A 26550-nucleotide genomic window follows, 5' to 3' on the forward strand; every position below is an offset into this window, starting at 1 on the left:
TTATGAAAGCGATTTCATTATTAGGTATGAGGAGGAGAAAAACGTGAATTTTGATTTAACATCAGAACAAAGCATGATCCTTCGAACAATAAGAGAATTTGCTAATGAAGAGGTTGCACCTGGTGCGCTCGAAAGAGACATTCATAAGCAGTTCCCACATGAAGTGTTTCAAAAGCTAACTGAATTAGGCTTAATGGGGCTTCCATTTCCAGAAGAATACGGTGGTGGGGGAGCAGATACAATAAGCTTTGCCATAGTCACAGAGGAGCTAAGTAGAGCCTGTGCCTCTACAGGAATTACGTACTCAGCCCATATATCGCTAGGCGGTGCACCACTTCATTTGTTTGGTACGGAAGAACAAAAGAGAAAATATTTAATTCCGATTTGTACAGGTGAATCTTTTGGGGCCTTTGGACTTACCGAACCTAATGCAGGTTCCGATGCGGGTGGTACTAAGACGAGAGCGGTTGAAAAAGATGGGACGTTTGTTATAAATGGTAATAAATGTTATATTACAAATGCAAGCTACGCCAAGCATCTAGCTATTACCGCAGTTACTGGGGAACAAAATGGAAAAAAAGAAATTAGTGCTATTATGATTCCAACGAATTCCCCTGGTTTTCAAGTCATCAGTAATTATGAGAAAATGGGGCTTCATGCCTCCAATACAACCGAGTTAGTATTAGAAGATGTTCAAGTACCATCTGAGAATTTACTAGGAAAGCGTGGAGAGGGGTTTAAACAATTCTTAATCACTCTTGATGGGGGAAGAATTGGAATAGGTGCAATGGCAGTAGGCATTGCTCAGGCAGCTTACGAAAAGGCATTGAGCTATGCAAAGCAAAGGCAGCAATTTGGAAAATCGTTGTCCCATTTTCAGGCGATACAATTCAAGCTTGCAGACATGGCCATGAAGATTGAACTTGCAAGAAATATGGTTTATAAAGCGGCTTGGTTAAAAGATCAGGGGCGTTCCTTTACAAAAGAAGCTTCCATGTGTAAGCTTTACGCTTCAGAAATTTGTATGGAGGTTACTGATCAGGCAGTACAAATACACGGGGGTTACGGGTATATGAAGGATTATCATGTGGAACGATATATGCGTGATGGAAAGTTAACAGAAATTGGTGAAGGTACTTCAGAAATTCAACGCATGGTAATTGCAAGAGAAATAGGTTGTTAGCTTTTCTTCGTTTATGACAGACCTCACAAAAACCTAGTGAGGTTTTGTCTAAAATGAGAACATAATGTGACAAAGTTTACTTTAGTACTTTTCCTTCTGCCCATTTTCAAGTAAAATAGATATTGTTTGCATTCTATATTTAAATAGTTTTTGATGTACTTACATAAGGGAGGGAAAAGCATGAATCGCAATCCGGTTATTCCATTCGTCTTAATCATGGTTCTTGGTATTGCTGCGATGTTCCTTTTTTCGTTTAAAGGCTTAGGTGACAGTAAGGAACTAGCTGCAGAACAAGAAGGCGGTGGTGAACAGGCAGAAGAGGTTTCAAACAATCCTGAAGATATTTATAAGTCTGCGGGCTGTATTGGATGTCACGGGGATTCATACCAAGGGGGCGTAGGTCCAGCTTTAACAGGTGTTGGTGACAAACTGTCTAAAGAAGAAATTGAAGACATTCTTGTAAACGGAAAAGGCTCAATGCCATCAGGACTCGTTACTGCTGAGAATGCAGGAGCAATGGCTGATTGGTTAATGGAGCTTAAATAAGTAAGCGTTTTAAGTCCTTTGCATATGTAAAGGACTTTTTTTATACTGTATGTAATCAAATAAAGAGTTGGTGTTTGTAAATGAATGTAGAAAGATTATCGAAAAGACTAAGCACTGTTGCTGATTTTATTCCAGAGGGTGCGAAACTAGCTGATATAGGTTCAGATCACGCTTATCTTCCTTGTCATGTGGTAAGAGCTGGAAAAGTACCTTTTGCAATAGCAGGTGAAGTGGTTGAAGGACCTTTTCAATCTGCGAGGAAACAAGTAGAAATGGAAGGATTAACGAAACAAATTGAGGTGCGAAAAGGAAATGGTCTTGAAGTTATAGGCAAAGGTGAAGTAGAGTGCATTACCATTGCCGGAATGGGTGGTGCCCTGATTGCTAGTATCCTTGAAGAAGGAAAGGAAAAGCTTGAGGGTGTGAAGCGGATTGTTCTTCAACCGAATATTAGCGCTATTTCAATACGATTGTGGCTCTTAGAAAATGGGTGGAGTCTCATAAACGAAGCTATTTTAGAGGAGGATGGAAAGATTTATGAAATCTTAGTTGCAGAAAGAGGGAATTCCGAATCGGTTTATTCTGAGAACATCGAAAATCAATTGCTTTTTGGACCATTCTTAAGTAAAGAAAAGAACGAGGCTTTTATTCAAAAGTGGACGGCTGAATGGAACAATTGGGAACGTATTTTAAAACAGATGAGCCAGTCTAGCCAAATAGAAAAGAAAACGGAAATACAGAAGAAAATTTCAATGGTAAAGGAGGTTTTGGGCCAGTGAAAACCGTAAATGGACATGAAGTTATTAGTCTATTTGAACAATTTTCACCAAAGAACCTTGCATTAGAAGGAGATAAGATTGGTTTGCAAATTGGCAGACTAAACAAAAAAGTTTCAAATGTAATGATCGCACTCGATGTACTAGAAGAGGTAGTGGATGAAGCGATACATAATAATGTTGAATTGATCATTGCTCATCATCCACTCATTTATCGTCCTTTACAGAAGCTCGTGACAGATACAGCAACAGGTCGAATGATTGAAAAGTTAATCAAACATGATATCGCTGTATATGCAGCTCACACGAATCTGGACGTTGCAGAAGGCGGAGTAAATGATTTGCTGGCAGACGCCTTGAAATTATCAAACACAGAGGTTCTTGTTCCAACCTACGATTCTGAATTACTTAAACTCGTTGTCTATGTACCAATTGGGTATGAGGAAGCGATAAAAAATGCATTAGGCAATGCGGGGGCAGGTTCAATAGGCCAATATTCTCACTGTTCCTTTACATCTGAAGGAAAAGGAGAGTTTATCCCTTTAGAAGGGGCAAATCCTACTTATGGAGCGATAGGAAAAGTGGAGCAAGTGGAGGAAGCAAGAATAGAGACCGTGTTTCCTGCTCATTTAGAAAAGAAGGTACTATCGGCAATGATGAAAGCACATCCATACGAAGAAGTAGCGTATGATGTTTACCGACTAAAAAATCAAGCAAAGTCACTAGGTTTGGGTAAGATAGGGACCGTCCAAGAAACAACTCTCCGCGAATTCGCAAAATTTGTTAAAGTGGCCCTAGATGTGCCTGCCGTTCGAGTCGTTGGGGACTTAGATTCTAAGGTGAAAAAGGTTGCAGTGCTTGGTGGGGACGGGAATAAGTATATTCAAGCTGCCAGCTTCAAGGGGGCTGATGTATATATAACGGGTGATATGTATTATCACGTTGCACATGATGCTATGATGCTAGGATTAAATATTATAGACCCAGGTCACAATGTAGAAAAAGTGATGAAACAGGGAGTCGCAAACAAGCTTACGGAAATGTGTAAACAAAAAAAATATGAAGTAAATATTTTCGCTTCAACCATTCATACGGACCCTTTTCAATTTATATAAGCCACAAAAAAGCCACGACATCGGTTGGGGAGATCAGGTAGCACCCGAGCTGATAAATAGACGGAGAAATTCCGGTTAATTAGTAATTCTTTTAAAAAAAGGCATAAATAGGCGGAGAGATTCCGCCTATTGGCTTGAAAAATTCAAAAATAGGCGATTTTACTTTGCATAAGCGGAAAAACTCCACTTATTTCCCCAAAAACGAGGCTCCATTTTGCATCTAACCGGAATTCTCCGCTTATTCTCTTTTGCTAGTTACTCGATTAAGGACAAAACATCTTAGGTGTGAGTTTATCTCAAAAATCAAAGAAAACCTCATTTTGATGCATTACGGTGAAGTGCATTACAGGTAAGTTAGGTTTTTATAAATTTTGTTTTTCTATTCATAATAAAATAAACTCGCCAATTTTACTTTGGCGAGTTTTAACATTTTTTCGTGGCTTTTTAGATGAAACTAATTTTTTACTTTAGGTAATATTTTGTGAAGTGGTACCTTTTTCTCTAAGGTCCATGTAGCTTCATCAATAGGATTAAATTGTTCGATAAAGGCAATGACTTCTTTTGTGATAGGAGTAGGGGTCGATGCACCAGAGGTTACCCCTACGGTGCGTGCATCTTTAATCCAATCGATGTTTAATTCTGATATATCACTAATCCGATAAGCCTTCGTACCTGCAATTTCTTCGGAAACTTGCGCCAAACGATTGGAGTTATTACTTTTTGGATCACCAACAACGATTACGACATCCGCTTCACCTGCTTGTTCGGCAACGGCTTCTTGTCGTACTTGGGTAGCCATACAGATTTCCTTATGAAATTCTGCATGTGGATATTTATTTTCAATTTTCTCCATAATATGGCCAACATCCCACTGACTCATTGTTGTTTGATTCGTGACAAGTATCTTGTCAGCATGAATGTCTAATGATTCAACATCTGCTTCTGTTTCTACAAGATGAACGATCTCAGGAGCCACTCCAATCGCTCCTTCAGGTTCTGGATGCCCTTTTTTACCAATATATATCACTTGGTAACCTTCATCCTTTTTGGCTTCAATCAGCTGATGGGTGCTTGTTACGTCTGGACAAGTAGCATCGATTGTAACAAGTCCTTTGTTCTTCGCTAACTCTCTCACTTCTGGAGAAATACCATGGGCAGTAAATATAACAGTCCCTTTATCTACTTGCTCTAATATTTGTTTTCGATTAGGGCCGTCTAGCGTAATAATCCCTTCTTCAGCAAAAGCATCCGTAACGTGTTTGTTGTGTACAATCATTCCTAATATATATATGGGCCGTGGCAGTGATTTATCAAGTGCTGCATTTCTTGCGATGACCATCGCATCAACAACACCGTAGCAATAGCCACGGGGCGATATTTTTATAACTTTCATTGAATTGGATCTCCCCTTTAAGCATGCTTATTCTATCATTATATATAAAGTGTGATGATTATACAAAGAAGAGAAAAAGGAATATGCTACGCGCATATTCCTTTAGACATATATTTTAGGTACTGATTTTCCTTGTAATCTTTTTGGTACGATCTCTTCAATCTCGACCGAATGTGTATCGTTTTCAGTACTCACTGGGTTCGTACGTTTTCGTTTTGTTTCCGGTTTTGGCTCAGTGACGGTGGACTCTACGCCTCCATCATCCTTATTAGTTTCCTCATCCGTACTTGCAGCATTTAAACCACGGTACAGTTTCCACATGGCTGGTAAGTTTTTAACAATGGGACCATATTGCTGTACCATCGGTCCGATTTGCTGTGCAGTGTTTAATACCCGTTGTGTATTATTCAAAAACCCTGTAATTGCTGTGGGGTCTGTTAGTGATTTTAATAGCCCTCCACCGGCAGCTGGTGCAGCAGAGCGAGAAGCATTGCCAAACATTTGCATACCGGCTTGGGAGCCTTGAGATTTTCCTTTACCAAGTAATTTAGCAAGTAAACCTCCGCCGCTATTTCTTGCACCCCCCCTCATTCCTCTTGGAGCATTTCCCCCCATAGGGACTCTGTTCATTCCCATATTGCCCATTCTTGCTGGGGGCATCATTGGTCTCATTTGATTTCGCCCAAATCCAAGCATAGGTTGAGGCATTCCTCCGCGCATAGGAAACGGTTGTCTTGGTGGCATACGAACACCCTCCTTTCATAATTTTCCCTCTTATACCCTATGCAACAGATGGATATTTGGTCTAGGTGAATGAAGATAAGTTATGAACTGGTTTGAAAATACTGTAATTCGTAAAACATAATCATATGGGAAGTGAACTGTAGGTGGCACTTTAGGAAGAACTTTATTATAATTACATGATGGGTATGGACATCCTTACCAAAACTGAAGGAGCTTTAATAATGACGAAAACAAAATTTTCAACGTATCAACTTAAACCATTTATAAACAAGGCGATCGAAGCCATTGGATTTTATGAACCAACTGAAATTCAGGAAAGATTGATTCCAACGGTATTAAAAGGTGACAGTGCAATTGGGCAATCTCAAACAGGGACTGGGAAAACACATTCTTATGTATTACCAGTACTTCATAAAATAAATCCTAATAAGCAAGAGGTACAAGCTGTAATCACGGCCCCAACAAGAGAGCTGGCCACACAAATACACCAAGAAGTATTAAAGGTAACTGAGCATGCGAATGAGGGTGAAGAAATCACTAGTCGTCTGTTTATCGGGGGCACAGATAAAGTTCGTGCCATTGAAAAATTAAAAACTCAACCACATATCGTAGTTGGGACTCCTGGACGAATCAATGATTTAGTAAAGGAACAAGCCCTGTTTGTACATACAGCAAGTATGTTTATAGTCGATGAAGCCGATTTAATGCTTGATATGGGCTTTTTAGAAGATGTTGACCAAATTGGTGCTAGAATGCCAGAAAAGCTTCAAATGCTTGTTTTTTCAGCCACCATTCCTGAAAAGCTAAAACCTTTTCTAAAGAAGTATATGGAAAACCCTAAGTATATTCATATTGAGCCAAAGCAGTTAACAGCAGCAAAGATTGAACATATTCTCCTTCCGTCAAGACATCGTGAAAAGTCAACACTTGTGTATGAGGCGTTAAAGCTGTATAACCCTTATTTAGCAATTGTCTTTACGAATACAAAGAAAAAAGCCGAGGAAGTTGCCACAGCACTTACTCATAGAGGATTAAAGGTTGGAAGAATTCATGGAGATTTAAGTCCGCGTGAACGGAAGCGGATGATGAAGCAAATTACGGATTTAGAATTTCAATATATTGTGGCTACTGATTTAGCTGCAAGAGGTATTGACATTCCTGGGATTAGTCATGTGATTAACTATGAACTTCCAACGGACTTAGATTTTTATGTACACCGCGTCGGTAGAACAGCAAGAGCAGGGAATTCAGGAATAGCACTCACTATTTATGAACCGTCTGATGAGGATGCATTAAATAGGCTGGAAAAACTGGGGATTGAATTTAAGCATATCGATATTAAAAAAGGTGAACTCTCGGAGCTTGAAGATCGTAACAGACGTAAAAAGAGAACAAAGCAGTCTGATGAGGTAGATAAGCTGGCGAAGTCCTTTGTTAAAAAACCAGCAAAGGTGAAGCCAGGCTATAAGAAGAAGATGCAGTTTGAAATGGATAAAATTAAGAAAAGACAGAACCGATTGAAAAAGAAATAACAGGTGGGAGAGTGTGAAAATGCTAAAATTAGGTTCACATGTTTCAATGAGTGGGAAAGGTATGTTGTTAGCATCTAGTGAAGAAGCGGTCTCATATGGTGCGAATACTTTCATGATCTACACAGGGGCTCCTCAAAATACTAGAAGAAAAAAAATTGAGGATTTAAATATTGAAGCTGGTCAAAAACATATGGAGTTAAATGGGATCAACTTAGAAGATATTGTTGTTCATGCTCCATATATTATTAATATTGGAAATACAACGAACCCAGATACCTTTGATCTAGGAGTACGATTTTTAAAATCAGAAATTGAACGGACAGAGGCAATCGGTGCAAGGCAAATTGTTCTGCATCCAGGAGCCCATGTAGGTGCAGGGGAAGAGGCGGGAATCAAAAAGATCATCGAGGGGCTTAATGAGGTTCTTACAGGAAATGAGCAGCTTCAGATTGCTTTAGAAACTATGGCTGGCAAAGGGTCTGAATGTGGAAAAAACTTCGAAGAATTGGCGATGATTATCGACGGTGTCAAACATAATGAAAAGCTTTCTATTTGTTTTGACACATGTCACATTCACGATTCGGGGTATAACATTGTTGAGGATTTTGATGGAGTTCTTAATGAGTTTGATAAAATCATTGGAATTGATCGGTTAAAGGTCCTTCATATTAACGATAGCAAAAATGATCGTGGGTCAAGAAAAGATAGACATGAAAATATTGGATATGGAAAGATTGGTTTTGATTCACTATCCTATATCGTGCATCATCCACAGCTAATGAGTATCCCAAAAATCCTTGAAACACCGTTTGTTGGGGAAGATAAGAATAATAAAAAAGCACCGTACAAACAAGAAATTGAAATGTTAACTTCAAAGACGTTTAACGGAAACTTACTCGAACATATTATGGCATAGAAATGAGAAGGCCCATTAATAAATGGGCCTCTGTTTCATTATTTTGTGAATTGTGTAACCAACTGACTTACGGCTTTTGCAGTCGCTGGGCTCGTTAATCTTTCAATTTCTTTTAACAGTTTTGCTCTTTCAGACTTATTAAAAATATCTACCTGTCGTCCCCTAAGATAAGATGAAATTTGTTTTGCCTCATTCACGCTAATGGCAACCCCAAATTGCTTGGCGTATTTTAGTAACTCTTCTGTCGTGATTGTGTTTATTTTTTGATTAACAATGGATTGAAATATACTCACGAATTCACCACTCCCTGATGTTAATCTATGTGGTTATTAAATAAAAGGTGTAAACAAAGGGGGAGAAGTACATTCTTTACATCATTTCATTTCTCATGTATACTTCTTTGTGTAAATCGGAATCATTCTGATAATAATAGGTGGTTAAAATGGAAGATATAATAAAGGTAAATAAATTGACATATAAGTACGAAAAGGAAAATGTCCTTGAAGATATTCATTTTTCGGTACCGCGTGGAGCATTTTTAGGACTTGTTGGGCCTAACGGATCAGGAAAGTCTACTTTACTTAAAATTATTTTAGGCTTATTAAAGCTTCAAAAGGGAGAAGTCGAGTTATTTGGAACAGCAATAGAGCAGTTTAAAGATTGGCATCGAATCGGCTTTGTTTCTCAGAAAGCAAATTCTTTTAACTCGGGATTCCCTGCAACAGTTTACGAAGTTGTATCAAGTGGTTTAACAAAAAAAGTGGGATTGTTTAAAAGGCATAAGGATGCGGATAAGGAGAAGATACGAGCAGCGATTGATTCTGTGGGATTAACTGAAAAAATAGGAAGCAATATCGGTGAGTTATCAGGTGGACAACAACAAAGAGTTTTTATCGCTCGAGCATTAGTAAGTGATCCAGACTTACTTATCTTAGATGAGCCAACAGTTGGTGTTGATGCAAAGAATGTCCAATCGTTCTATGAGATGCTTACAGAGCTTAATCAGGATCGAGGAATAACCTTAATTTTAGTCACTCATGATATCGGTACGATTACAGATAAAGTGACCCATGTTGCTTGTTTGAATAAGCATATGCACTTTCATGGAGACACGGAGGAGTTTGAGAAGCAAAATATGTCTGACCTGTATGGCCATGATGTTCAAGTTCTTATGCATCAACATGACCATCACCATCATCATGTTCATCATCACGGAGGGGAAAACCGGTGATTGAAGCAATATTTAAATACGAATTTTTACAAAATGCATTTCTCACAGGTGCGATCATTGGTATTATAGCACCTTTACTCGGAGTCTATATTGTTGTAAGAAGGCTCTCTTTAATAGCGGATGCTTTAAGTCATGTGACTTTAGCCGGAATTGCGGCAAGCTTGCTTCTTGAAAAAAGGCTTTTGCTCACTACGGGCTTAAATCCCATCTATTTAGGAATGACATTTTCTGTAGTAGGTTCTTTGTTTATTGAAAAGCTTAGATCTGTATATAAACATTATCAGGAGCTGGCTATTCCTATTATTTTATCTAGCGGTATTGGCTTAGGCGTTATTTTTATTTCATTAGCAGATGGATTTAATACTGATTTATATAGTTATTTATTCGGTAGCGTTAGTGCTGTAAGTCGAACAGATTTAATTATTATTATCATTATCAGTGTGATTGTTGTGGCATTTATTACGCTTTTATATAAGGAATTATTTCTTTTATCATTTGACGAAGAACACGCAAAAGCCTCAGGTATAGCTGTGAAATCCCTACATTTCTTTTTCATTGTTTTAGTTGCACTAGTGATTGCCGCTTCAATGAGAATTGTTGGAATTTTATTGGTATCTTCTCTCATGACACTCCCTGTTGCTGCAAGTATCCGGATTGCAAAAGGATTTAAACAAACAATCCTTCTTTCTACCATTTTCGGAGAAGTTTCTGTTCTTGGCGGGCTGACAATTTCCTACTATCTCAATTTGGCCCCAGGGGGAACCATTGTAGTTATTGCTGTATTGATACTCATTCTTGTTATATTATTAAAGAAAATGTTCCAATGGAAACATGAGGTGAGAGTATGAATGTCACGGAAGCTCTTGAGTTATTAAAAAATAAAGGCTATAAGCATACAGGGAAAAGAGAAGAAATGCTTGGTCTTTTTGCAAATAGCAATAAATACTTAACAGCTAAGGACGTGCTTGACCGGATGAAGGATCATTATCCAGGGTTAAGCTTTGATACAATTTATCGCAATCTTTCTTTATTCGTAGACCTGGGTATTTTTGAAATGACTGAATTATCAGGTGAAAAACACTTTCGTTATTCTTGTGAAAGTAAACACCATCACCATCATTTTATTTGTTTGGATTGTGGAAAAACAAAGGAAATTGATACTTGCCCCATGAATAATTTACAGGAAAGCCTAAAGGACTATGATATCTCTGGTCATAAATTTGAAATTTATGGTCGATGCCCAGAATGTACGGTTCATTGAAAACTTAACCATTGAACCATTTCTCAACCCAATGATTGGCTTCCTCCCAACTAAAAACTCTTTTTACCCCTTTGGGTAGGGAGCCTTGATTATAGGGTGTATCAAATAAAAGTACAGGAATTTTGCATTCTTGTGCAATTTCAATGGCATTTTCATACTTATCTTCAAAAAATATTTCCACCCCGTACTTTTTTGCTGTTTCTACTTTTTCATGGGATCCGATCAGTTCTAAATGATCATATCCAATCCCATGGTTAATAAACCATTCTTTTGTCACCTCTAACACATTTTCTCCACGTGCGCTGATAAAAATTAAGTCGTTATGTTTTCCCCATTTTAACAATACTTCCTTTGCACCCTTAGATAACGGGGACAAAGCGAAAATGTCCCCCTCTTTTTGTTCATACCAATCGGTAAATTCTTTTTCTGGAACATCCACTACTTTTAATAAATCATAGTCAGTTAGATCTTCGAGTGTTAGTTGTAGTTGAAAGGCTTCATTAATAAAAGGAACGATAGCTGCTGGACAGGTTATGGTGCCATCAATATCAAATCCTAATTTTCTTTTCTTCATGTAATACTTCCCCATTTCTTTATTTTCACTCAAATATAAACTAGAAATGATTAACAACATAATTGTTACGGTAATGCAAATAATAATACTGCTCCTATCAAAGGAAAGCGAGGGATCAATATGGCAGATCAAGAACGCAACAACGAAGGATCATTCGATTACCTTCGTACGAGCGAAAATGTTGGTGAAACAAATAAATACCAACCTGCAGATTATTTAGAAGAAACCTCAGCTGAAATTGCTGCGCCAACTACTTTTAATCGAGAAAGAACAAACAATCGTGTTGGTGAGACGATGAAAAGCGGTACAGGAATAGGGTTCGCTGCTTTAATCGTTTCTATCCTTTCATTGTTTGTTGCTCCAATCTTGTTTGGAGCAGTTGGGATTGTATTAGGGTTTATCGCCCGAAGACGTGGAGCAACTGGCCTTGGTAGCTGGGCTATCGGGATTGGAGCGATTTCAATCATTGTCGGTATGTTTATACTACCATTTTTTTAACCGCTACAGATAATAGAAGAGGCTCCGGCGATTACGCCAGAGCCTCTTCCCTTGATTTTAAGATTGCAGTGCTTCCTGATCACGTTTGGCTTGAAATTCTGCAGCAATTTGATCGATTTCCTTTTTAAGCTCTTCAACCATGGTGGCTTCAGGAACTTTCCGGACAATTTCCCCTTTACGGAATAAAAGACCTTCGCCTCTAGCGCCAGCTATTCCAATATCGGCTTCTCTTGCTTCACCAGGACCATTTACCGCACAGCCCAAGACGGCTACTTTAATCGGTACTTTAATTTGCTGAATGTACTCTTCAACCTCATTTGCAATGGAAATTAAATCAATTTCGATTCTTCCACAGGTCGGACAAGAAATAAGTGTTGCGGCATTTGAAGATAATCCAAATGATTTTAGTAATTCACGGGCAACTTTTACTTCTTCTACAGGGTCAGCACTAAGTGAAATTCGAACGGTGTTCCCAATACCCTTGCTTAAGATTGCTCCTAAACCAGCTGCGCTTTTTACAGTCCCTGCAAACAAGGTGCCTGATTCAGTAATCCCAAGGTGTAGAGGATAATCGAATGCTCTTGCTGCTTTATCATAAGCTTCAATAGCTAGGTTAACATCTGATGCCTTCATACTAACGATGATATCGTGAAAGTCGAGATCTTCTAAAATTTTGATATGGTGCAAGGCGCTTTCTACCATCCCATCAGCTGTTGGGTACCCATATTTTTCTAATATTCTTTTCTCTAACGAACCAGCATTGACTCCAATTCGGATTGGAATGCCCTTCTCCTTAGCTGCTTTAACAACTGCCTCCACTTTTTCACGGCGACCGATATTACCAGGATTAATACGGATTTTATCCGCACCTCCCTCAATCGCTTTTAGAGCTAGTTTGTAATCAAAGTGGATGTCTACCACTAGAGGAATATTAATTCTTTTTTTAATTTCAGAAATCGCGTTAGCTGCTCTTTCATCAGGACAAGCAACACGGACGATTTGACAACCGGCTTCTTCTAGCCTTTTTATTTCAGCAACCGTCGCCTCTACATCATGTGTTTTTGTGGTAGTCATGCTTTGAATAACAACTTCATTATTTCCACCAATGGTTAAAGGTCCGACTTTTATGGGACGAGTTTTTGTACGATGTATAATTTCACTCAACAGTGATTCTCTCCTTTTAAAAAAAAGATCTAAAGTAATCTTAGTACTTTCCTAATGAACATTGTAACAATGAACGTTAAACGTGACAAGAATCTTGACGCTGGGAAAAAGTCACCATTAATGTTAGTTGCTATCGGACTTACTGTAATCAGGAAATAGGTATAACTTTCCGGCTTGAATTTCCTCTGGTTTTTTGCCTTTATTTAATACGATAAAATCATTTACTATTTTTTCAATAGGAACGGGTAGGGCTCCTTCTAGTTGTGATTCTATGATCGACAGAACCGTATCTCCCTGCTCCACGGTTTTACTAAATGATGGAATAGCAGTCTCTTCGTTTGAATTCACTTCAGAATTTACTTCGACGGATTCTATTGTTTCATTGTGTGGTATAGTACCAATGCTTAAATCAACATATATGATATACAAAATTAGAGTAACAAGTAGAGAAACGAAGAGACGTTTCATGGGCGATTCTCCTTATTTAGTAGAGTTACTCTATTTATATGTAGTAGATAGATTAATAGTACAGATAAAAAAAGAAAAACGCGTTATATCGCGTTTTTCTTTTATTTCTTAGCTTTCTGAGGAATTTCTCGAACGGTTAAGTACAACATAATAATAGAAACAAACCAATTAATTAAGAAGCCGTTAGGAACGTTCGTTTGAAAAGCTTCCATAATCGTAAAGAAAATAGTAGGGAGAGTTACGCTATAAGCTGATAGTCTCCACAATTGTCGATAGGGTAGATTACGACTGGTAACATTCTTAATAAATAGTCCGAACAATGCAAGAATGGTAATCTCAATAAATTTTATCCCGCTTGAAAAAATATAAATGGTCAGTGCTAGGACGGGAATAATTACTGCTAATAAACCATCAACTGAATGGATCACTTCTAAGATACTGTCTTTTGTAATGGTTAGGTCTGTTAAAGTTGAATAGTCGTAGGTGTCGAGTGTTCCTCCTGCAATAAGAACAAACTCATTTTGTAGAAGGGCAAATGCATTCTGATAGCCTTCTAGATCCGTCTCACTAACTTCACCAGTAGAGTCAAAAATGATGGTGAAATCTGCATCCTCAATATAGATGGGTTCTTCTTGGTCTGCTGAGAGCTCGCCATTTTCTATTGAAAAATCAGGAAGTTCTTTATCTACTGTGTGGGCGGCTGTCTCAATTCCATTATTTATAGCTGAACTTACATAGCTAACGGTTGGAATAACAGAAACGAGAGTTAGTAAAAAGACATAAAGAATCGTTTTTTCAATACCTTGGAATCGTGTACTAGCAATGTCTTTAGGAGAGTAGAGGCTTTTAAATAATTGCTGAAATATGTTCATGAGCGTATGACACACACCTTTCTATGTAATCTTTCATATTTTATCGTGATATGGCTTTGTTGTCCAAATAAACACGATTCATTGAAAAATATGGATGTGCTTGTAACATAATTGTAACATTACTATCCTTTTGTTAAGGCATTGTAAATTTGAAGATAATTATATTTACTTTTTTCTTTACGTTACACATAATGATTAAGGGGTTTTTAAGAATAATGTCGAAAAAAGTGTAGGGGTTGAAATACTTGGAATTAAACATCCAGCAAATGATTTTTGAGTTTTTAGGTGGCCTTGGAATTTTCTTATTTGGTATCAAGTTTATGGGAGATGGCTTGCAAAAGTCGGCAGGAGATAAATTAAGAGATATTCTTGATCGATTTACAACCAATCCTTTCATGGGTGTGTTAGCGGGTATTATTGTTACAGTTCTTATCCAAAGTAGTTCTGGCACTACGGTCATTACCGTTGGATTAGTTAGTGCTGGTTTTATGACGTTGCGACAAGCAATTGGTGTCATCATGGGGGCAAACATTGGTACAACTGTTACCGCATTTATCATTGGTATTGATATCGGTGAATATGCGCTTCCAATTATTGCTCTTGGTTCAATCCTTATTTTCTTCTTTAAAAATAATAAAACAACTAGCATTGGACAAATTATTTTCGGTTTTGGTGCCTTGTTTTATGGATTAGAGTTAATGAGTGGTGGAATGAAGCCGCTAAGAAGTTTAGAGGCCTTTCACGAATTAACCGTTAATATGAGTTCTAATCCAATTTTGGGTGTTGTGATTGGAACGGTATTTACCGTTATTGTTCAAAGTTCTAGTGCAACGATTGGAATATTACAAGGCTTATATGCTGAAAATCTAATTAATATTGATGCTGCACTTCCTGTATTATTTGGTGACAATATTGGTACTACTATAACAGCAGTTTTAGCTTCTATTGGTGCATCGGTTGCCGCAAGAAGAGCAGCTGCTACACATGTGCTATTTAATCTCATCGGTACAGCCATCTTTATGGTTTTACTTGTTCCTTTTACAAAAATTATTATATCCCTTCAGGGTTCTTTAAACTTAAATGAAGAAATGACCATTGCTTTTGCCCATGGGATTTTTAATACAACTAATACGATCATTCAATTTCCCTTTATTGCTGTTCTAGCATTAATCGTGACAAAATTAATACCAGGGGACGATTCTTTAATAGATTATAAATCGAACCATTTAGATCCAAACTTTATTAAGCAATCCCCTTCCATTGCTCTCGGACAAGCAAAAGAAGAAGTACTACGAATGGGGCAGTTTGCTATTAAGGGTTTAGAAGAAACAAGCAGTTTTGTGCATTCAAAACAAACGAAACATGCAGATACTGCTTACCAATTAGAAAGTGCAATAAATAATTTAGATAGAAAGATTACTGACTATCTTGTATTACTGGCTACAAGCCCCCTATCAACAAATGATTCAGAAGAGCATACAACGCTTATGGATACGGTTCGTGATATTGAGAGAATAGGGGACCATTTCGAAAATATTGTGGAGCTTGTTGAATATCAAAATTCAAATAAAGTAAAAATTACGGACAGTGCAATGAAAGATTTAGAAGAAATGTTTGCTTTAACTATTTCTACTGTTCAAGAAGCTCTTCAATCTCTTGACCATAAAGATTTGGATGCGGCTCGTCATGTAGTTGAAAAAGAAAACCAAATTGATAAAATGGAAAGAACACTTCGTAAGCAGCATATACTTCGTTTGAATGAAGGAAAATGTTCCGGTTCTGCAGGGATTGTGTTTGTTGATATTATTAGCAATCTAGAGCGAATTGGTGACCATGCTGTAAATATTGCAGAAGCAGTTCTTGGAGTAAGACATTCTTAAAAAACAAGGGATCCTCCCTTGTTTTTTTGTACAGAGGTGACCAGATGGAACTAGTGTATTGGCTAATCATATTATTGTTTTTTCTAGTTTCTTTCGTAGGTTTGATTTATCCGATCATTCCAGGGGTATTATTTTTGGTTGGCGGTTTTATAGTTTACGGCTTATTATTCTCTTTTGAACCTTTTAATTGGTTATTTTGGAGCATTCAAAGCTTATTTGTCCTCTTATTATTTGGCGCCGATTATTTAGCAAATTTGTTTGGAGTGAAGAAATTCGGTGGCACAAAAGCAGGAATTTGGGGAAGCTCAATTGGGTTATTAGTAGGTCCCTTTATCATCCCAATACTAGGAATTATTGTGGGACCCTTTATTGGAGCGGTTATTGCAGAGCTTCTTATAAATAAAAGAGGCTTGAATGAGTCCTTAAAAGTTGGTGTCGGGTCAGTAGTTGGGTTTATTAGTAGCGTGATTACAAAAGGGCTTATTCAATTATTTATGATTGTATATTTTTTCTTAGTGGTTCTATAAAGAGAAAAGAGCTAATGAGCTCTTTTCTCTTCTAGTTTAACCCACATATTTCATGGGGGCAGTTCTGACAATCTACTTCTTGCTTTAAATAGGCTAAATTTTTTACCGTAAATTTCTGTTGATCATATGATATAACATCTAGTTCCCTAAGTTCCTTTAACATGCGCTGTATGACTTCTCTTGTTCCATACGTAAGACTTGCGAGTTCCTGGTGAGTGAGGGGTAAGTCAATTAATATTCCTTTTTCAGTCATGATTCCATAACTATTACAAAGGCGAATTAAAATACTATAAAGTCCACCTTTTTTCCCATGCATTATGAGATCCTGGCACTTTATTTGAGCTTTTAAATACCTAGTACTAAGCCAAGATGTCAATTCACTCATGACGCGAGGAGAACTCATCGCAAACTTTTCGAACTCTTCGCGTTTGATAATAAGAAATTCGCAATCTGAAATGGTCTTTGCAAAAAAGTGATAAATCGGATTTGCTTTAAATAATTGGTATTCAATAATTAATTCTTCTCCATTAAGAATTTTAATAATAAATTCTTTGCCTCTCATATGAACTCTCCCAAGAGAAAGGCTTCCCTGTAAAAGAATATAAATATGACTCACTGAATCTCTTTCATTAAATATCGTTGTACCTGCTTTAACTTTCTGTATATGTTCTTTATCTATAAATTCGTGTATGAGTAAGCTATATAATGAAACATTTATTTCAGTCATGTAATACCCGCCCTTTCCTCTCCTCTCTTTGATTTAATAAAAATACCTATAGAGTGTCAATAACGTAACGTCCTTTAAAAAGAACAACTAACAGCTGCTATGACTTAAATCATTGACATGACGCTAATATTTACATATTTGACAAATTATCGAAACATCAGAAATGGTATGATGAAAAGGAGGAATGAACATCTTGTATTGCGAATATTTCTTTCCAAAAAGGGTAATGTAAATCTGTTAGCTTAAGCTTATTATTTGAACAATGTTGCCAAGTTTGGTAATCTTAAGTTAATACCTTTAGGAATATCCAAACGTTAAAAAATGAAAGGATTTTTCTAAAGAATAAATCATTATACATATTTAGGAGGAGTTATTCATGGCATTCGAATTACCGCAATTACCTTATGCTTACGACGCTCTAGAACCACATATCGACAAGGAAACAATGAACATTCACCACTCAAAGCATCACAACACATACGTAACGAACTTAAATAATGCTTTAGCTGGAAATGAAGATTTGCTGTCAAAATCAGTTGAAGAAGTAATTGCTAATCTTGATGCAGTACCAGAAGCTGCTCGTACAGCAGTGCGTAACAATGGTGGTGGACACGCTAACCACACATTATTCTGGCAAATCTTATCTCCAAATGGTGGTGGGGAACCTACTGGTGACCTTCTAGCTGCTATCAATGCAAAGTTTGGAAATCTAGAAAGCCTTAAAGAAGAGTTCGCAAAAGCTGCTACCACTCGTTTTGGTTCTGGTTGGGCTTGGCTTTCTGTAAATAACGGAGAACTAGAAGTAACTAGTACACCAAATCAAGACTCTCCATTAATGGAAGGGAAAACACCAATCCTTGGTCTTGATGTGTGGGAGCACGCTTACTACCTAAAATTCCAAAACCGTCGTCCAGACTATATCAATACTTTCTGGAATGTTGTTAATTGGGATGAAGTTGCAAAGAGATACGCTGAAGCAAAATAAATAAACAAGTAACGACGTGGATGATTCCACGTCGTTTTTGTTTATTTTGTACATAATTAACTTGTTCTTGTTGAAAACTACCCTTAGATACGAAGGGGAGTTTCTATTCATGAGCAAAGTAAAAAAATTAATTGGTGACATCGATCTGACTAAGGATTTACTTTTACTTTTGTTAATCGGAGGTCTGTATTCCTTAAGCGTTGCTTTATCCAATACATTTGTAAATATTTATTTATGGAAACAATCCGGTGACTTTAAAGATTTAGCTATATATAACCTCTCAGTTGTTGTTCTCCAACCTTTAACATTTATCCTAGCAGGCAGATGGGCTAAAAAGATTGATCGAGTAATCGTGTTGCGTATTGGAGTCATTTTTTTAGCTGTTTTCTACTTAACCGTTTTAGCAATTGGTACCAATGCTTCTCAATTTTTAGTTGTGTTAGGAGGATTACTAGGAATTGGTTATGGTTTCTACTGGCTCGCCTTTAATGTGTTAACCTTTGAAATTACGGAGCCAGAAACAAGAGATTTCTTTAACGGCTTTTTAGGAATTCTGTCTTCTGTTGGAGGAATGATCGGTCCTATTGTGGCTGGAACAGTGATTTCCAAACTTGAGAAATTCACTGGGTATTCTGTTATCTTTGCTACATCCTTAGGGTTATTTTCCGTTGCGGTTATATTAAGTTTTTTCTTAAAGAGAAGGCCTGCGGATGGAAGATATATGTTTTTAAGGATTTTACAAGAGAGAAAAAACAATTTTAATTGGAAACAGATTACAAATGCGCATTTTGTCCAAGGAATGAGAGAAGGAACGTTTGTATTTGTCATTTCCGTATTTGTATTTATTACGACTGGAAGCGAAATGGCACTAGGAACGTTTGGATTGGTGAATTCAGGAATCGCCTTTATTGGGTACTATTTTGCATCACGCTGGATAAAAAAGCAGCATCGAAAAAAAGCCATTCTTCTCGGTGGTATCCTATTGTATTTAGCTATTTTGTTATTAGTATTTAACCTCACGTACACGAAGCTTTTAATTTACGCTTCGATTATTGCGATTGCTTATCCGATGTTATTGGTACCATATGTATCAATGACCTATGATGTAATCGGAAAAGGCTGGAATGCTGCAGAAATGAGAATTGAATATATAGTGGTCAGAGAAATCTTTCTGAATTCAGGAAGAATTGTCTCTATTCTTATCTTTTTATTGGCTGTATCGTTTTTTGATCCAAAGCAAAGTATCCCAATCCTTTTATTATTAATTGGTTCAGGGCATAGTCTCATTTATTTCTTTGTTAGAAAAATTGAATTTCATTAGTACCAACTGCCTCTCCTATTGGTTTGGAGGGGCTCTGAAATGAGGTGGAGAAATGAATCAGGAAAAGAAGAAAAAAAAGAAGAGAAAGCAGCTCCCTGTTCGGTTGAACATGCTGTTTTTTTTCGTGTTTTTACTCTTTTCCATTCTTGTACTTCGTCTTGGATTTATTCAAATTGTCTACGGAGAAGATTATCGTAGGGAGATAGAAAGAACAGAGGATGTTACCATCAATCATCCAGTACCAAGAGGTCGCATGTACGACAGGAATTTTCAAATGATTGTTGATAATGCCCCCGAAAAAGCAATCGCTTATATAAATCAAGGACACGGCCCAAAAGAAATGCTAAAGGTTGCAGAGAGATTAGCTTCAATTATTACGATGGATGTTAGTAGGATTTCCGATCGAGATAAAAGAGAGTACTGGATGATGCGTTTCCCTGCTGAGGCAGAAAATAAGGTGCAAGAAAAAGAAAGGAAAACTTTAAAGAAAGGCCTAACCACACAAGAGTGGAATAAAAAGGTTTATCAATTAACGCTAGATCGAATCACGCAACAGGATATCGAACCATTCAAAGATCATGATTTGGAGATTATATCCATATGGAAGGAATTAAGAAACAGTACGGAATTTACTCCGCAGGTGATAAAAAACAAAGATGTCTCAGATAAAGAGTTTGCAAAAGTTAGTGAAAGCTTGCAATCTCTACCGGGTATAGAAACCATTACTGATTGGGAAAGAGTATATAAGTTTAATAATACGTTGAAGACTGTCCTTGGAAAAGTGACTGACACAAAGGAAGGAATACCAAGAGATCATTTGGATTATTACGTTGCAAGAGAATATAACCGTAATGATCGTGTTGGGAAAAGTTATATTGAATATCAGTATGAGGACGTCCTTAGTGGACAAAAATCAAAAATTAAGAAGGTAACAAACAAATCTGGAGAAATAATTGAGTCAGAGACCATTTCTGAAGGTGAACAAGGCAATGACCTTATATTAAGTATTGATATGGAATTGCAACTAGCTGTCGAAAAAATAATTGAAGACGTGCTAATGAAAACGAAGAAAAACAAGGAAACCGAGTTTTTAGATCGAGCATTTGTTGTTTTAATGGATCCACGTACAGGTGAAGTTTTAACAATGGCTGGAAAGTTATTAAGTCAGACGGAAGATGGAAACTACGAAACAGAAGATTTTTCATTAGGGAATATCACAACTTCTTACAATGTCGGTTCGACTGTAAAGGGTGCAACGATATTAACTGGTTTTCAACAAGGAGTAATTAAGCCTAGAACCGTATTAGTTGATGCGCCTATGAAAATAAAAGGAACGCCTGTGAAGAAATCTTGGCAGAATTTTGGTCCGATCGATGATGTTTATGCGCTAAGAAGATCCTCCAATGTCTATATGTTTCATACCGCAATAAAAATAGGAAAAGGTCATTATGCATACGATAAACCATTAATCCTTGAACCCAATACCTTTAATATTGTTCGTGATTCGTTCGGTCAATTTGGTCTTGGAACTAGAACGGGAATTGATCTTCCTAATGAAACAATCGGTTATAAAGGAGCTAGCACAAAGCCTGGGTTTTTATTGGATTTAGTGATCGGGCAATATGATACATACACACCCATGCAGCTTGCCCAATATGTAAGTACAATCGCAAATGGGGGAAATCGGCTACAGCCAAGAATGGTAAAGGAGATAAGGCAAACGAATCTTCAAAATATATATGCTCCTGGGGCACTTGTGCGGGAACTAAAGCCAAAAATACTAAATCGAATTGATGTGAACGAGTCGAATATGAAGAGGGTACAAGAGGGCTTTCGTCAAGTCATGCAGCATCCATTAGGTACAGCATATAAAGAATTTAAGGGTGCTGCCTATTCGCCAGCTGGAAAAACGGGAACTGCACAGGCATTTTATGATGGCCCATCAAGGCATTTATATAAAGAGCCACCGGCTGTAATGAATTTGAGTCTTGTGGCGTATGCACCTTCTAACAATCCTGAGATATCGATGGCTGTTGTTGTTCCATGGGTATACACAGGGGAAAAAGGACCTTCACCAAATTTGGAAATAGGGAGAAAAGTGCTAGATACGTACTTTCATCTAAAGAAAACAAAATAATACTTTGCCCAAATTCCGACACGTTCACACACATTTCTACTTAATTTACAAAACCTTTACAAACGGTTAAAACCCCTTTAACAGTTCAGTATTATTGTATTACTTGTAGAACACAATAAAACAACCTTTATTTCTTAGGAGGAATTACCGAATGAAAAATCTCAAGAAACTCAGCCTACTTCTAATGCTTGCTGCTGTTATGTCTATTATTGCTGCTTGTGGCGGCGGAGAAGAAGCTACTGAAGAAGGTACAGAAGGTACTAACGAAACAGCTGAATTAGAAGGATCTGTAGTAATTGATGGTTCAGGTACAGTATATCCGTTCATGGTTGAAATGGCTGAACAATATATGACAAATGCTCAAGAAAATGTTTCAGTTGAAGTTGGACGTGCTGGTACTTCTGCTGGATTCAAGAAGTTCTTAGTTGAAGATGGAACAGATTTCAACGATGCTTCTCGTCAAATCAAGGAAGAAGAAACGGCGACTGCTGAAGAACTAGGAATTGAAGTTCAAGAAATGAAAGTTGCTTTAGACGGATTAACTTTTGTAATTAATAGCGACAATGACTGGGCTGAAGAGCTGACTCAAGATGAAGTAAAACAAATTTTCTTAGGTGAAAAGAAAAACTGGTCTGATATTCGCCCGGATTTCCCGAACGAGCCAATTGTAACAATGGGTCCTAACGAAAACCACGGTACTTATGAGTTTTTCTGGGAAAAAATTCTTGAAGAGCAAGATCTAGTAGAAGGTGTTAACCTTCAACAAGATTACTCTACACTTGTAGACTTGGTTTCTAAAGAAAAGAATGCTATTGCTTTCTTCGGTTATGGTTACTATGAAAACAACAAAGATAAATTAAAAGCTGTGAAAGTAGACTTTGGTAACGGTGGGGTTGAGCCTACTTTAGAAACAATCGGTGAAGGTGAAGAGTTTGCATATTCTCCATTCACACGTCCAGTTTTCACATATTTAAACGTAAATATGGCAAAAGAAAAGCCACAAGTATTAGATTATGCAATCTACACAATGGAAAATGCTCAAGAAGTTGCTAAAAATACTGGTTTCGCTCCTTTAACTGACGAGGAAGTGGAAGCAGCAATCAGCACTCTTGAAGGCTTAAAATAATAAGAAGGTATTCAGAAACTAATCTGGAGTACTAAGAAGATGAGAGGGGTCATTCTCATCTTCTTAGCTGTTTAACATTAGAATAAAAAGAATCATTCATTGCATGATAAGGATGATAGGGTCTGGATGAAAGGGGTTTTATCCTTGGAAAAAGATGTATCAAGGGAATCGAATACATTAAGTGTTCGAGAGATGATTGAGAAAAACAAGCGTTCTGTTAGTACGGCTAGTGTTTTAGAGGGGTTAATGCCTAAAATACTACTTACCATTGCTATTATTTCTATTTTAACAACTATAGGTATTGTACTAACCTTATTAACAGAAACAATCGCGTTTTTTAGAGAGGTCTCCTTTGTGGAGTTTTTTACTGGCACAGTCTTAAAGCCACTTGGTGAAAGTGCACAATTTGGTGTTTTGCCATTACTAACTGCGACCATCATATCTTCTGCTATCGCTATGTTAGTAGCGATTCCTATTGGACTAATGACAGCTGTATATTTAAGTGAGTATGCGTCTGAGAGAGTTAGAAAATTACTAAAACCAATGTTAGAAATACTTGCGGGTATTCCAACGATTGTATATGGTTTCTTTGCTTTTACATTTGTTACTCCCCTATTAACAAAGCTTATACCTACACTTGAGCCTACTAATATCCTCAGTCCTGGTATAGTTATGGGGATTATGATTATTCCAATGGTTGCTTCTTTATCAGAAGATGCAATGAGCTCTGTGCCTAATGCAATGAGAGAAGGAGCCTTAGGACTAGGGTCGACAAAATTCGAAGTAACCTGGAAGGTAGTCGTTCCTGCTGCTATATCTGGAATTGTTGCTTCATTTGTTCTCGGAATTTCCCGCGCAATTGGTGAAACGATGATCGTAACTATAGCAAGTGGAAGTAACAAAGTCTTCACATTTGATATTACCCAATCCATGCAAACAATGACTGCATATATAGTAGAAGTTACAGGAGGAGATGCTCCTGCAGGTTCCACGCTTTATTACAGTCTTTATGCAGTGGCAATGACTTTATTTGTTTTTACACTAGTCATGAATTTAATTGCCCAGTATATCTCTCGTAAGTTTAGGGAGGAATATTAAGATGAAATACGTTGATACAAATCAAGTTCAAAAAAAGATGACATCTCGTCTCCTTACTAATCGTATAGCAAAAACCTTGTTTCTTTTAGCGACCTTATTTGGACTACTTGTTTTGGTCGTATTAATTTATCGAGTATTTGCACAGAGCCTTGGTTGGATTGATTTTGACTTCTTAAATAACAGACTTTCTACAAACGCAGAGAGAGCCGGTATTAAGGGAGCAATCATGGGTACCTTGTGGCTAATGCTAGTGGTCGCACCAGTAACATTAATCCTAGGAGTAGGTACTGCTATTTATTTAGAAGAATATGCAAAAAAGGGTCGATTACAAGCCTTTATACAAATGAATATATCTAATCTTGCTGGAGTTCCTTCCATCGTTTTTGGAATTTTGGGTTTAACAATCTTTGTAAGAGGATTAAATCTAGGAGCAGTAGTTTTAGCCGGAGGATTCACAATGGCTCTATTGGTTCTTCCTGTAGTAGTCGTTGCAAGTCAAGAAGCCATTCGTGCGGTTCCTCAGTTCTTAAGGGAAGCGTCTTATGGAATGGGTGCGACGAAATGGCAAACGATAAAAAACGTAGTTTTACCTGCTGCACTACCAGGGATTTTAACCGGAGTCATTTTAGCATTATCACGTGCAATTGGTGAAACAGCACCACTTGTAGTAATTGGTATTCCAGCATTTATTATTCCATTACCTGAAGGTCTTTTAGATAAATTTACGGTCATGCCGCTGCAAATTTATTACTGGACCATTGATTCAGCTTTAGTGGATGAATATGCAAACCTAGCGGCTGCAACCATTGTTGTTCTATTATTGGTTTTATTCATAATGAACTCAATAGCAGTGTTAATAAGAAATAAATTTCAAAGAAGATTTTAATTGGGTGGAGGGGTTTTACGATGGTCGTTTCAACATACAGTGAAAATAAAACTGCGGAAGAGTCTAGTGATCATATGAGTGCAAATAAGGGAAGTAAGAAGAGCCTTGCTTATCAAACGAAGGATTTGAACCTTTGGTATGGTACAGACCATGCATTAAAGAATATTAACCTTGATATAAATGAGAGGGAAGTAACAGCCATCATTGGTCCTTCAGGTTGTGGGAAGTCAACATTTATTAAAACGTTAAATCGAATGGTTGAACTGATTCCAGTGGTGAAAATTTCTGGAGATATTTTGTATCGTGAAAGAAGTATATTAGATAAATCATATAAAGTGGAAGATTTACGAACAAACGTAGGAATGGTTTTCCAAAAACCAAATCCATTTCCAAAATCCATTTATGAAAATATTGCATATGGACCTAAAATTCATGGAATTCGCAATAAAAAAGTTCTTGATGAGATTGTTGAAAAGAGTTTGCGCGGTGCGGCAATTTGGGATGAAGTAAAAGATCGTTTGAATGAAAATGCGTACGGTCTCTCCGGAGGTCAGCAACAACGTCTTTGTATTGCGCGCTGTTTAGCCATCGAGCCAGATGTTATCTTAATGGATGAACCTACGTCAGCCCTTGATCCTATTTCGACTCTTAAAGTAGAGCAATTGGTCCAAGAGCTTAAAAAGGAATATAGTATCATAATTGTTACACATAATATGCAGCAAGCTGCCCGTATTTCGGATAAAACGGCATTTTTCTTAAATGGAGAAGTAGTAGAATTTGACGATACAAACAAAATATTCTCGACTCCTTCTGATCAACGTACAGAAGACTATATTACTGGTCGCTTCGGATAATATACTCATAACAAACGATTTGATTGTTAACAATACCAATCGGACATGAAAGGAAGACAAATATGGTTGTACGTGAAAAATTTCATTTTGATCTTAAGGAACTTCAAAATAAGCTAGTTGAGCTAGGGAACTTTGCAGATGAAGCATTAAAAGAGTCAATCACTGCATTAGAGACAAAGAACGTGGAACTTGCGCTAGAAATCATGGAAAATGATACAAGAGCTGATGTGATGTATGAAGAAATTAACGACTTTGCTATTCTTTTAATTGCAAAGCAGCAACCTGTAGCTATAGACTTACGCCGAATCATTGTAGCTATTAAAATTGCTACCGATATCGAGCGCATTGCCGACTTTGCGGTCAATGTGGCGAAGTCAGCTATTCGAATCGGCAGTGAAGAACATGTAAAACCAATTGTTCATATTAAAGAAATGTATGAAATTACATCAAAAATGTTAAAGCTCTCCCTAGAGTCGTTTATTGAGGAGGATGTACAAAAGGCAAAACAGGTGGCAGATATGGATGATGATGTTGACAATTTGTATGGCGTAACCATACAAGAGCTTTTGAGAATCAATCAAGAAAAGCCAGAATTTCTGGCGCAAATTACACAACTATCTTTTACTTGCCGTTATCTAGAAAGAGCGGCGGATCATGTGACCAATATTGCTGAACACACGTTTTATCTTGTTAAAGGTAGGCACTATGACTTAAATGAATAATATAAAAAGCTGAA

At 37.3% G+C, this 26550-nt stretch carries 28 protein-coding genes; 20 read left to right on the plus strand and 8 right to left on the minus strand.

What is annotated here, in order from left to right; genetic code table 11:
* The first annotated feature begins 43 nt into the window (after positions 1–43).
* From ACFFHF_RS03755 to ACFFHF_RS03770, 4 genes are all read left to right on the plus strand, one after another.
* Positions 44–1183, plus strand: coding sequence for an acyl-CoA dehydrogenase family protein (locus tag ACFFHF_RS03755; RefSeq protein ID WP_377057616.1), 1140 nt, complete (start codon positions 44–46; stop codon positions 1181–1183).
* Positions 1184–1363: 180 nt separating this feature from the next.
* Positions 1364–1729, plus strand: coding sequence for a cytochrome c550 (gene cccA / locus ACFFHF_RS03760; RefSeq protein WP_160547430.1), 366 nt, complete (start codon positions 1364–1366; stop codon positions 1727–1729).
* Between the two features lie 80 nt (positions 1730–1809).
* Positions 1810–2508 (plus strand): tRNA (adenine(22)-N(1))-methyltransferase, encoded by a 699-nt coding sequence (locus tag ACFFHF_RS03765; RefSeq protein WP_377057617.1) that lies wholly within the window; start codon positions 1810–1812, stop codon positions 2506–2508.
* Positions 2505–3620 carry a Nif3-like dinuclear metal center hexameric protein gene (locus tag ACFFHF_RS03770; protein ID WP_340904657.1) on the plus strand — a complete coding sequence of 372 codons (1116 nt, stop codon included), beginning with the start codon at positions 2505–2507 and terminating at the stop codon, positions 3618–3620. The genes ACFFHF_RS03765 and ACFFHF_RS03770 overlap by 4 nt, the downstream gene beginning before the upstream one ends.
* A gap of 454 nt (positions 3621–4074) precedes the next feature.
* On the opposite strand, the gene ACFFHF_RS03775 is transcribed toward ACFFHF_RS03770, so the two are convergent.
* Together ACFFHF_RS03775 and vrrA are read right to left on the minus strand one after the other, a co-directional pair.
* On the minus strand, positions 4075–5013 hold the full coding sequence (locus tag ACFFHF_RS03775) for a 4-hydroxy-3-methylbut-2-enyl diphosphate reductase (RefSeq protein ID WP_160547428.1): 939 nt from the start codon (positions 5011–5013) through the stop codon (positions 4075–4077).
* 102 nt (positions 5014–5115) lie between these two features.
* Positions 5116–5757 (minus strand): VrrA/YqfQ family protein, encoded by a 642-nt coding sequence (vrrA, locus tag ACFFHF_RS03780; RefSeq protein ID WP_340904655.1) that lies wholly within the window; start codon positions 5755–5757, stop codon positions 5116–5118.
* A 221-nt stretch (positions 5758–5978) separates the two neighbouring features.
* On the opposite strand from vrrA, the gene ACFFHF_RS03785 reads away from it, so the two are divergent.
* The gene (locus ACFFHF_RS03785) at positions 5979–7289 is read left to right on the plus strand and encodes a DEAD/DEAH box helicase (RefSeq protein WP_160547427.1); all 1311 of its coding nucleotides are present in this window, start codon (positions 5979–5981) and stop codon (positions 7287–7289) included.
* Between the two features lie 19 nt (positions 7290–7308).
* Entirely contained in the window at positions 7309–8205 is an 897-nt protein-coding gene (locus ACFFHF_RS03790) for a deoxyribonuclease IV (RefSeq protein WP_160547426.1), read from the plus strand.
* A 38-nt stretch (positions 8206–8243) separates the two neighbouring features.
* On the opposite strand, the gene ACFFHF_RS03795 is transcribed toward ACFFHF_RS03790, so the two are convergent.
* The gene (locus tag ACFFHF_RS03795; protein WP_340904652.1) at positions 8244–8498 is read right to left on the minus strand and encodes a DUF2624 domain-containing protein; all 255 of its coding nucleotides are present in this window, start codon (positions 8496–8498) and stop codon (positions 8244–8246) included.
* A 149-nt stretch (positions 8499–8647) separates the two neighbouring features.
* Between ACFFHF_RS03795 and ACFFHF_RS03800 the strand changes: the two genes are divergently transcribed.
* Genes ACFFHF_RS03800 through ACFFHF_RS03810 form a run of 3 tightly spaced genes read left to right on the plus strand, consistent with a single transcriptional unit; the run spans position 8648 to position 10697 of the window.
* Positions 8648–9436 carry a metal ABC transporter ATP-binding protein gene (locus ACFFHF_RS03800; protein ID WP_160547425.1) on the plus strand — a complete coding sequence of 263 codons (789 nt, stop codon included), beginning with the start codon at positions 8648–8650 and terminating at the stop codon, positions 9434–9436.
* Positions 9433–10284 carry a metal ABC transporter permease gene (locus tag ACFFHF_RS03805; RefSeq protein WP_340904649.1) on the plus strand — a complete coding sequence of 284 codons (852 nt, stop codon included), beginning with the start codon at positions 9433–9435 and terminating at the stop codon, positions 10282–10284. Before ACFFHF_RS03800 ends, ACFFHF_RS03805 begins: the two co-directional genes overlap by 4 nt.
* The gene (locus ACFFHF_RS03810) at positions 10281–10697 is read left to right on the plus strand and encodes a Fur family transcriptional regulator (RefSeq protein ID WP_160547424.1); all 417 of its coding nucleotides are present in this window, start codon (positions 10281–10283) and stop codon (positions 10695–10697) included. Before ACFFHF_RS03805 ends, ACFFHF_RS03810 begins: the two co-directional genes overlap by 4 nt.
* A 4-nt stretch (positions 10698–10701) precedes the next feature.
* Here the strand turns inward: ACFFHF_RS03810 and ACFFHF_RS03815 are convergent, their stop codons facing one another.
* Positions 10702–11271 carry a hypothetical protein gene (locus ACFFHF_RS03815; RefSeq protein WP_160547423.1) on the minus strand — a complete coding sequence of 190 codons (570 nt, stop codon included), beginning with the start codon at positions 11269–11271 and terminating at the stop codon, positions 10702–10704.
* 120 nt (positions 11272–11391) lie between these two features.
* Here ACFFHF_RS03815 and ACFFHF_RS03820 point away from each other — a divergent pair, with 120 nt between their 5' ends.
* The gene (locus tag ACFFHF_RS03820) at positions 11392–11769 is read left to right on the plus strand and encodes a DUF4190 domain-containing protein (RefSeq protein ID WP_160547422.1); all 378 of its coding nucleotides are present in this window, start codon (positions 11392–11394) and stop codon (positions 11767–11769) included.
* A 57-nt stretch (positions 11770–11826) separates the two neighbouring features.
* Here the strand turns inward: ACFFHF_RS03820 and ispG are convergent, their stop codons facing one another.
* The 3 genes from ispG to ACFFHF_RS03835 form a co-directional block, all read right to left on the minus strand.
* Entirely contained in the window at positions 11827–12924 is a 1098-nt protein-coding gene (gene ispG / locus ACFFHF_RS03825; protein ID WP_340906290.1) for a flavodoxin-dependent (E)-4-hydroxy-3-methylbut-2-enyl-diphosphate synthase, read from the minus strand.
* A gap of 132 nt (positions 12925–13056) precedes the next feature.
* Positions 13057–13401 (minus strand): protein YqfZ, encoded by a 345-nt coding sequence (gene yqfZ / locus ACFFHF_RS03830; RefSeq protein WP_160547421.1) that lies wholly within the window; start codon positions 13399–13401, stop codon positions 13057–13059.
* 101 nt (positions 13402–13502) lie between these two features.
* The gene (locus ACFFHF_RS03835) at positions 13503–14273 is read right to left on the minus strand and encodes a DUF1189 domain-containing protein (RefSeq protein ID WP_377057618.1); all 771 of its coding nucleotides are present in this window, start codon (positions 14271–14273) and stop codon (positions 13503–13505) included.
* A gap of 266 nt (positions 14274–14539) precedes the next feature.
* Here ACFFHF_RS03835 and ACFFHF_RS03840 point away from each other — a divergent pair, with 266 nt between their 5' ends.
* Together ACFFHF_RS03840 and ACFFHF_RS03845 are read left to right on the plus strand one after the other, a co-directional pair.
* Positions 14540–16153 carry a Na/Pi cotransporter family protein gene (locus ACFFHF_RS03840; protein WP_160547475.1) on the plus strand — a complete coding sequence of 538 codons (1614 nt, stop codon included), beginning with the start codon at positions 14540–14542 and terminating at the stop codon, positions 16151–16153.
* Between the two features lie 44 nt (positions 16154–16197).
* Positions 16198–16680 carry a DUF456 domain-containing protein gene (locus ACFFHF_RS03845; protein WP_160547419.1) on the plus strand — a complete coding sequence of 161 codons (483 nt, stop codon included), beginning with the start codon at positions 16198–16200 and terminating at the stop codon, positions 16678–16680.
* Between the two features lie 31 nt (positions 16681–16711).
* Here ACFFHF_RS03845 and ACFFHF_RS03850 read toward each other — a convergent pair whose 3' ends face one another.
* The gene (locus ACFFHF_RS03850; protein WP_377057619.1) at positions 16712–17407 is read right to left on the minus strand and encodes a Crp/Fnr family transcriptional regulator; all 696 of its coding nucleotides are present in this window, start codon (positions 17405–17407) and stop codon (positions 16712–16714) included.
* A 376-nt stretch (positions 17408–17783) separates the two neighbouring features.
* Here ACFFHF_RS03850 and ACFFHF_RS03855 point away from each other — a divergent pair, with 376 nt between their 5' ends.
* The 8 genes from ACFFHF_RS03855 (at position 17784) to phoU (ending at position 26536) form a co-directional block, all read left to right on the plus strand.
* Complete coding sequence (locus ACFFHF_RS03855) at positions 17784–18392, plus strand: superoxide dismutase (RefSeq protein ID WP_340904643.1); 609 nt, start codon at positions 17784–17786, stop codon at positions 18390–18392.
* Between the two features lie 109 nt (positions 18393–18501).
* Positions 18502–19713, plus strand: a complete 1212-nt coding sequence (locus ACFFHF_RS03860; RefSeq protein ID WP_160547416.1) for an MFS transporter — start codon at positions 18502–18504, stop codon at positions 19711–19713.
* A gap of 52 nt (positions 19714–19765) precedes the next feature.
* Positions 19766–21850, plus strand: coding sequence for a peptidoglycan D,D-transpeptidase FtsI family protein (locus ACFFHF_RS03865; RefSeq protein ID WP_377057620.1), 2085 nt, complete (start codon positions 19766–19768; stop codon positions 21848–21850).
* A 151-nt stretch (positions 21851–22001) separates the two neighbouring features.
* Positions 22002–22976, plus strand: coding sequence for a PstS family phosphate ABC transporter substrate-binding protein (locus ACFFHF_RS03870; RefSeq protein ID WP_160547414.1), 975 nt, complete (start codon positions 22002–22004; stop codon positions 22974–22976).
* Between the two features lie 192 nt (positions 22977–23168).
* Positions 23169–24074 carry a phosphate ABC transporter permease subunit PstC gene (gene pstC / locus ACFFHF_RS03875; RefSeq protein ID WP_377057659.1) on the plus strand — a complete coding sequence of 302 codons (906 nt, stop codon included), beginning with the start codon at positions 23169–23171 and terminating at the stop codon, positions 24072–24074.
* Between the two features lies 1 nt (position 24075).
* On the plus strand, positions 24076–24960 hold the full coding sequence (gene pstA / locus ACFFHF_RS03880) for a phosphate ABC transporter permease PstA (RefSeq protein ID WP_160547412.1): 885 nt from the start codon (positions 24076–24078) through the stop codon (positions 24958–24960).
* Between the two features lie 74 nt (positions 24961–25034).
* Complete coding sequence (gene pstB, locus ACFFHF_RS03885) at positions 25035–25814, plus strand: phosphate ABC transporter ATP-binding protein PstB (RefSeq protein WP_340906288.1); 780 nt, start codon at positions 25035–25037, stop codon at positions 25812–25814.
* A 62-nt stretch (positions 25815–25876) separates the two neighbouring features.
* Positions 25877–26536, plus strand: a complete 660-nt coding sequence (gene phoU / locus ACFFHF_RS03890) for a phosphate signaling complex protein PhoU (protein ID WP_160547410.1) — start codon at positions 25877–25879, stop codon at positions 26534–26536.
* The last annotated feature ends 14 nt before the right edge of the window (positions 26537–26550 follow it).

It is taken from the genome of Robertmurraya beringensis (assembly GCF_042433785.1).
In the GTDB taxonomy this organism is placed as follows: domain Bacteria; phylum Bacillota; class Bacilli; order Bacillales; family Cytobacillaceae; genus Robertmurraya_A; species Robertmurraya_A beringensis.

Excerpts from the sequence above, each read along its gene's own strand:
- cccA (WP_160547430.1), top strand. The coding sequence starts at position 1,364 with ATGAATCGCAATCCGGTTATTCCATTCGTCTTAATCATGGTTCTTGGT.
- ACFFHF_RS03850 (WP_377057619.1), bottom strand. The coding sequence starts at position 17,407 with ATGACTGAAATAAATGTTTCATTATATAGCTTACTCATACACGAATTT.
- phoU (WP_160547410.1), top strand. The coding sequence starts at position 25,877 with ATGGTTGTACGTGAAAAATTTCATTTTGATCTTAAGGAACTTCAAAAT.
- ACFFHF_RS03820 (WP_160547422.1), top strand. The coding sequence starts at position 11,392 with ATGGCAGATCAAGAACGCAACAACGAAGGATCATTCGATTACCTTCGT.
- ACFFHF_RS03840 (WP_160547475.1), top strand. The coding sequence starts at position 14,540 with ATGATTTTTGAGTTTTTAGGTGGCCTTGGAATTTTCTTATTTGGTATC.
- vrrA (WP_340904655.1), bottom strand. The coding sequence starts at position 5,757 with ATGCCACCAAGACAACCGTTTCCTATGCGCGGAGGAATGCCTCAACCT.
- ACFFHF_RS03845 (WP_160547419.1), top strand. The coding sequence starts at position 16,198 with ATGGAACTAGTGTATTGGCTAATCATATTATTGTTTTTTCTAGTTTCT.
- ACFFHF_RS03810 (WP_160547424.1), top strand. The coding sequence starts at position 10,281 with ATGAATGTCACGGAAGCTCTTGAGTTATTAAAAAATAAAGGCTATAAG.
- ACFFHF_RS03860 (WP_160547416.1), top strand. The coding sequence starts at position 18,502 with ATGAGCAAAGTAAAAAAATTAATTGGTGACATCGATCTGACTAAGGAT.
- ACFFHF_RS03865 (WP_377057620.1), top strand. The coding sequence starts at position 19,766 with ATGAATCAGGAAAAGAAGAAAAAAAAGAAGAGAAAGCAGCTCCCTGTT.
- pstA (WP_160547412.1), top strand. The coding sequence starts at position 24,076 with ATGAAATACGTTGATACAAATCAAGTTCAAAAAAAGATGACATCTCGT.
- ACFFHF_RS03775 (WP_160547428.1), bottom strand. The coding sequence starts at position 5,013 with ATGAAAGTTATAAAAATATCGCCCCGTGGCTATTGCTACGGTGTTGTT.
- ACFFHF_RS03790 (WP_160547426.1), top strand. The coding sequence starts at position 7,309 with ATGCTAAAATTAGGTTCACATGTTTCAATGAGTGGGAAAGGTATGTTG.
- ACFFHF_RS03855 (WP_340904643.1), top strand. The coding sequence starts at position 17,784 with ATGGCATTCGAATTACCGCAATTACCTTATGCTTACGACGCTCTAGAA.
- ACFFHF_RS03835 (WP_377057618.1), bottom strand. The coding sequence starts at position 14,273 with ATGAACATATTTCAGCAATTATTTAAAAGCCTCTACTCTCCTAAAGAC.
- ACFFHF_RS03765 (WP_377057617.1), top strand. The coding sequence starts at position 1,810 with ATGAATGTAGAAAGATTATCGAAAAGACTAAGCACTGTTGCTGATTTT.
- ACFFHF_RS03785 (WP_160547427.1), top strand. The coding sequence starts at position 5,979 with ATGACGAAAACAAAATTTTCAACGTATCAACTTAAACCATTTATAAAC.
- ACFFHF_RS03815 (WP_160547423.1), bottom strand. The coding sequence starts at position 11,271 with ATGAAGAAAAGAAAATTAGGATTTGATATTGATGGCACCATAACCTGT.
- ACFFHF_RS03870 (WP_160547414.1), top strand. The coding sequence starts at position 22,002 with ATGAAAAATCTCAAGAAACTCAGCCTACTTCTAATGCTTGCTGCTGTT.
- yqfZ (WP_160547421.1), bottom strand. The coding sequence starts at position 13,401 with ATGAAACGTCTCTTCGTTTCTCTACTTGTTACTCTAATTTTGTATATC.
- ACFFHF_RS03800 (WP_160547425.1), top strand. The coding sequence starts at position 8,648 with ATGGAAGATATAATAAAGGTAAATAAATTGACATATAAGTACGAAAAG.
- pstC (WP_377057659.1), top strand. The coding sequence starts at position 23,169 with ATGATTGAGAAAAACAAGCGTTCTGTTAGTACGGCTAGTGTTTTAGAG.
- pstB (WP_340906288.1), top strand. The coding sequence starts at position 25,035 with ATGAGTGCAAATAAGGGAAGTAAGAAGAGCCTTGCTTATCAAACGAAG.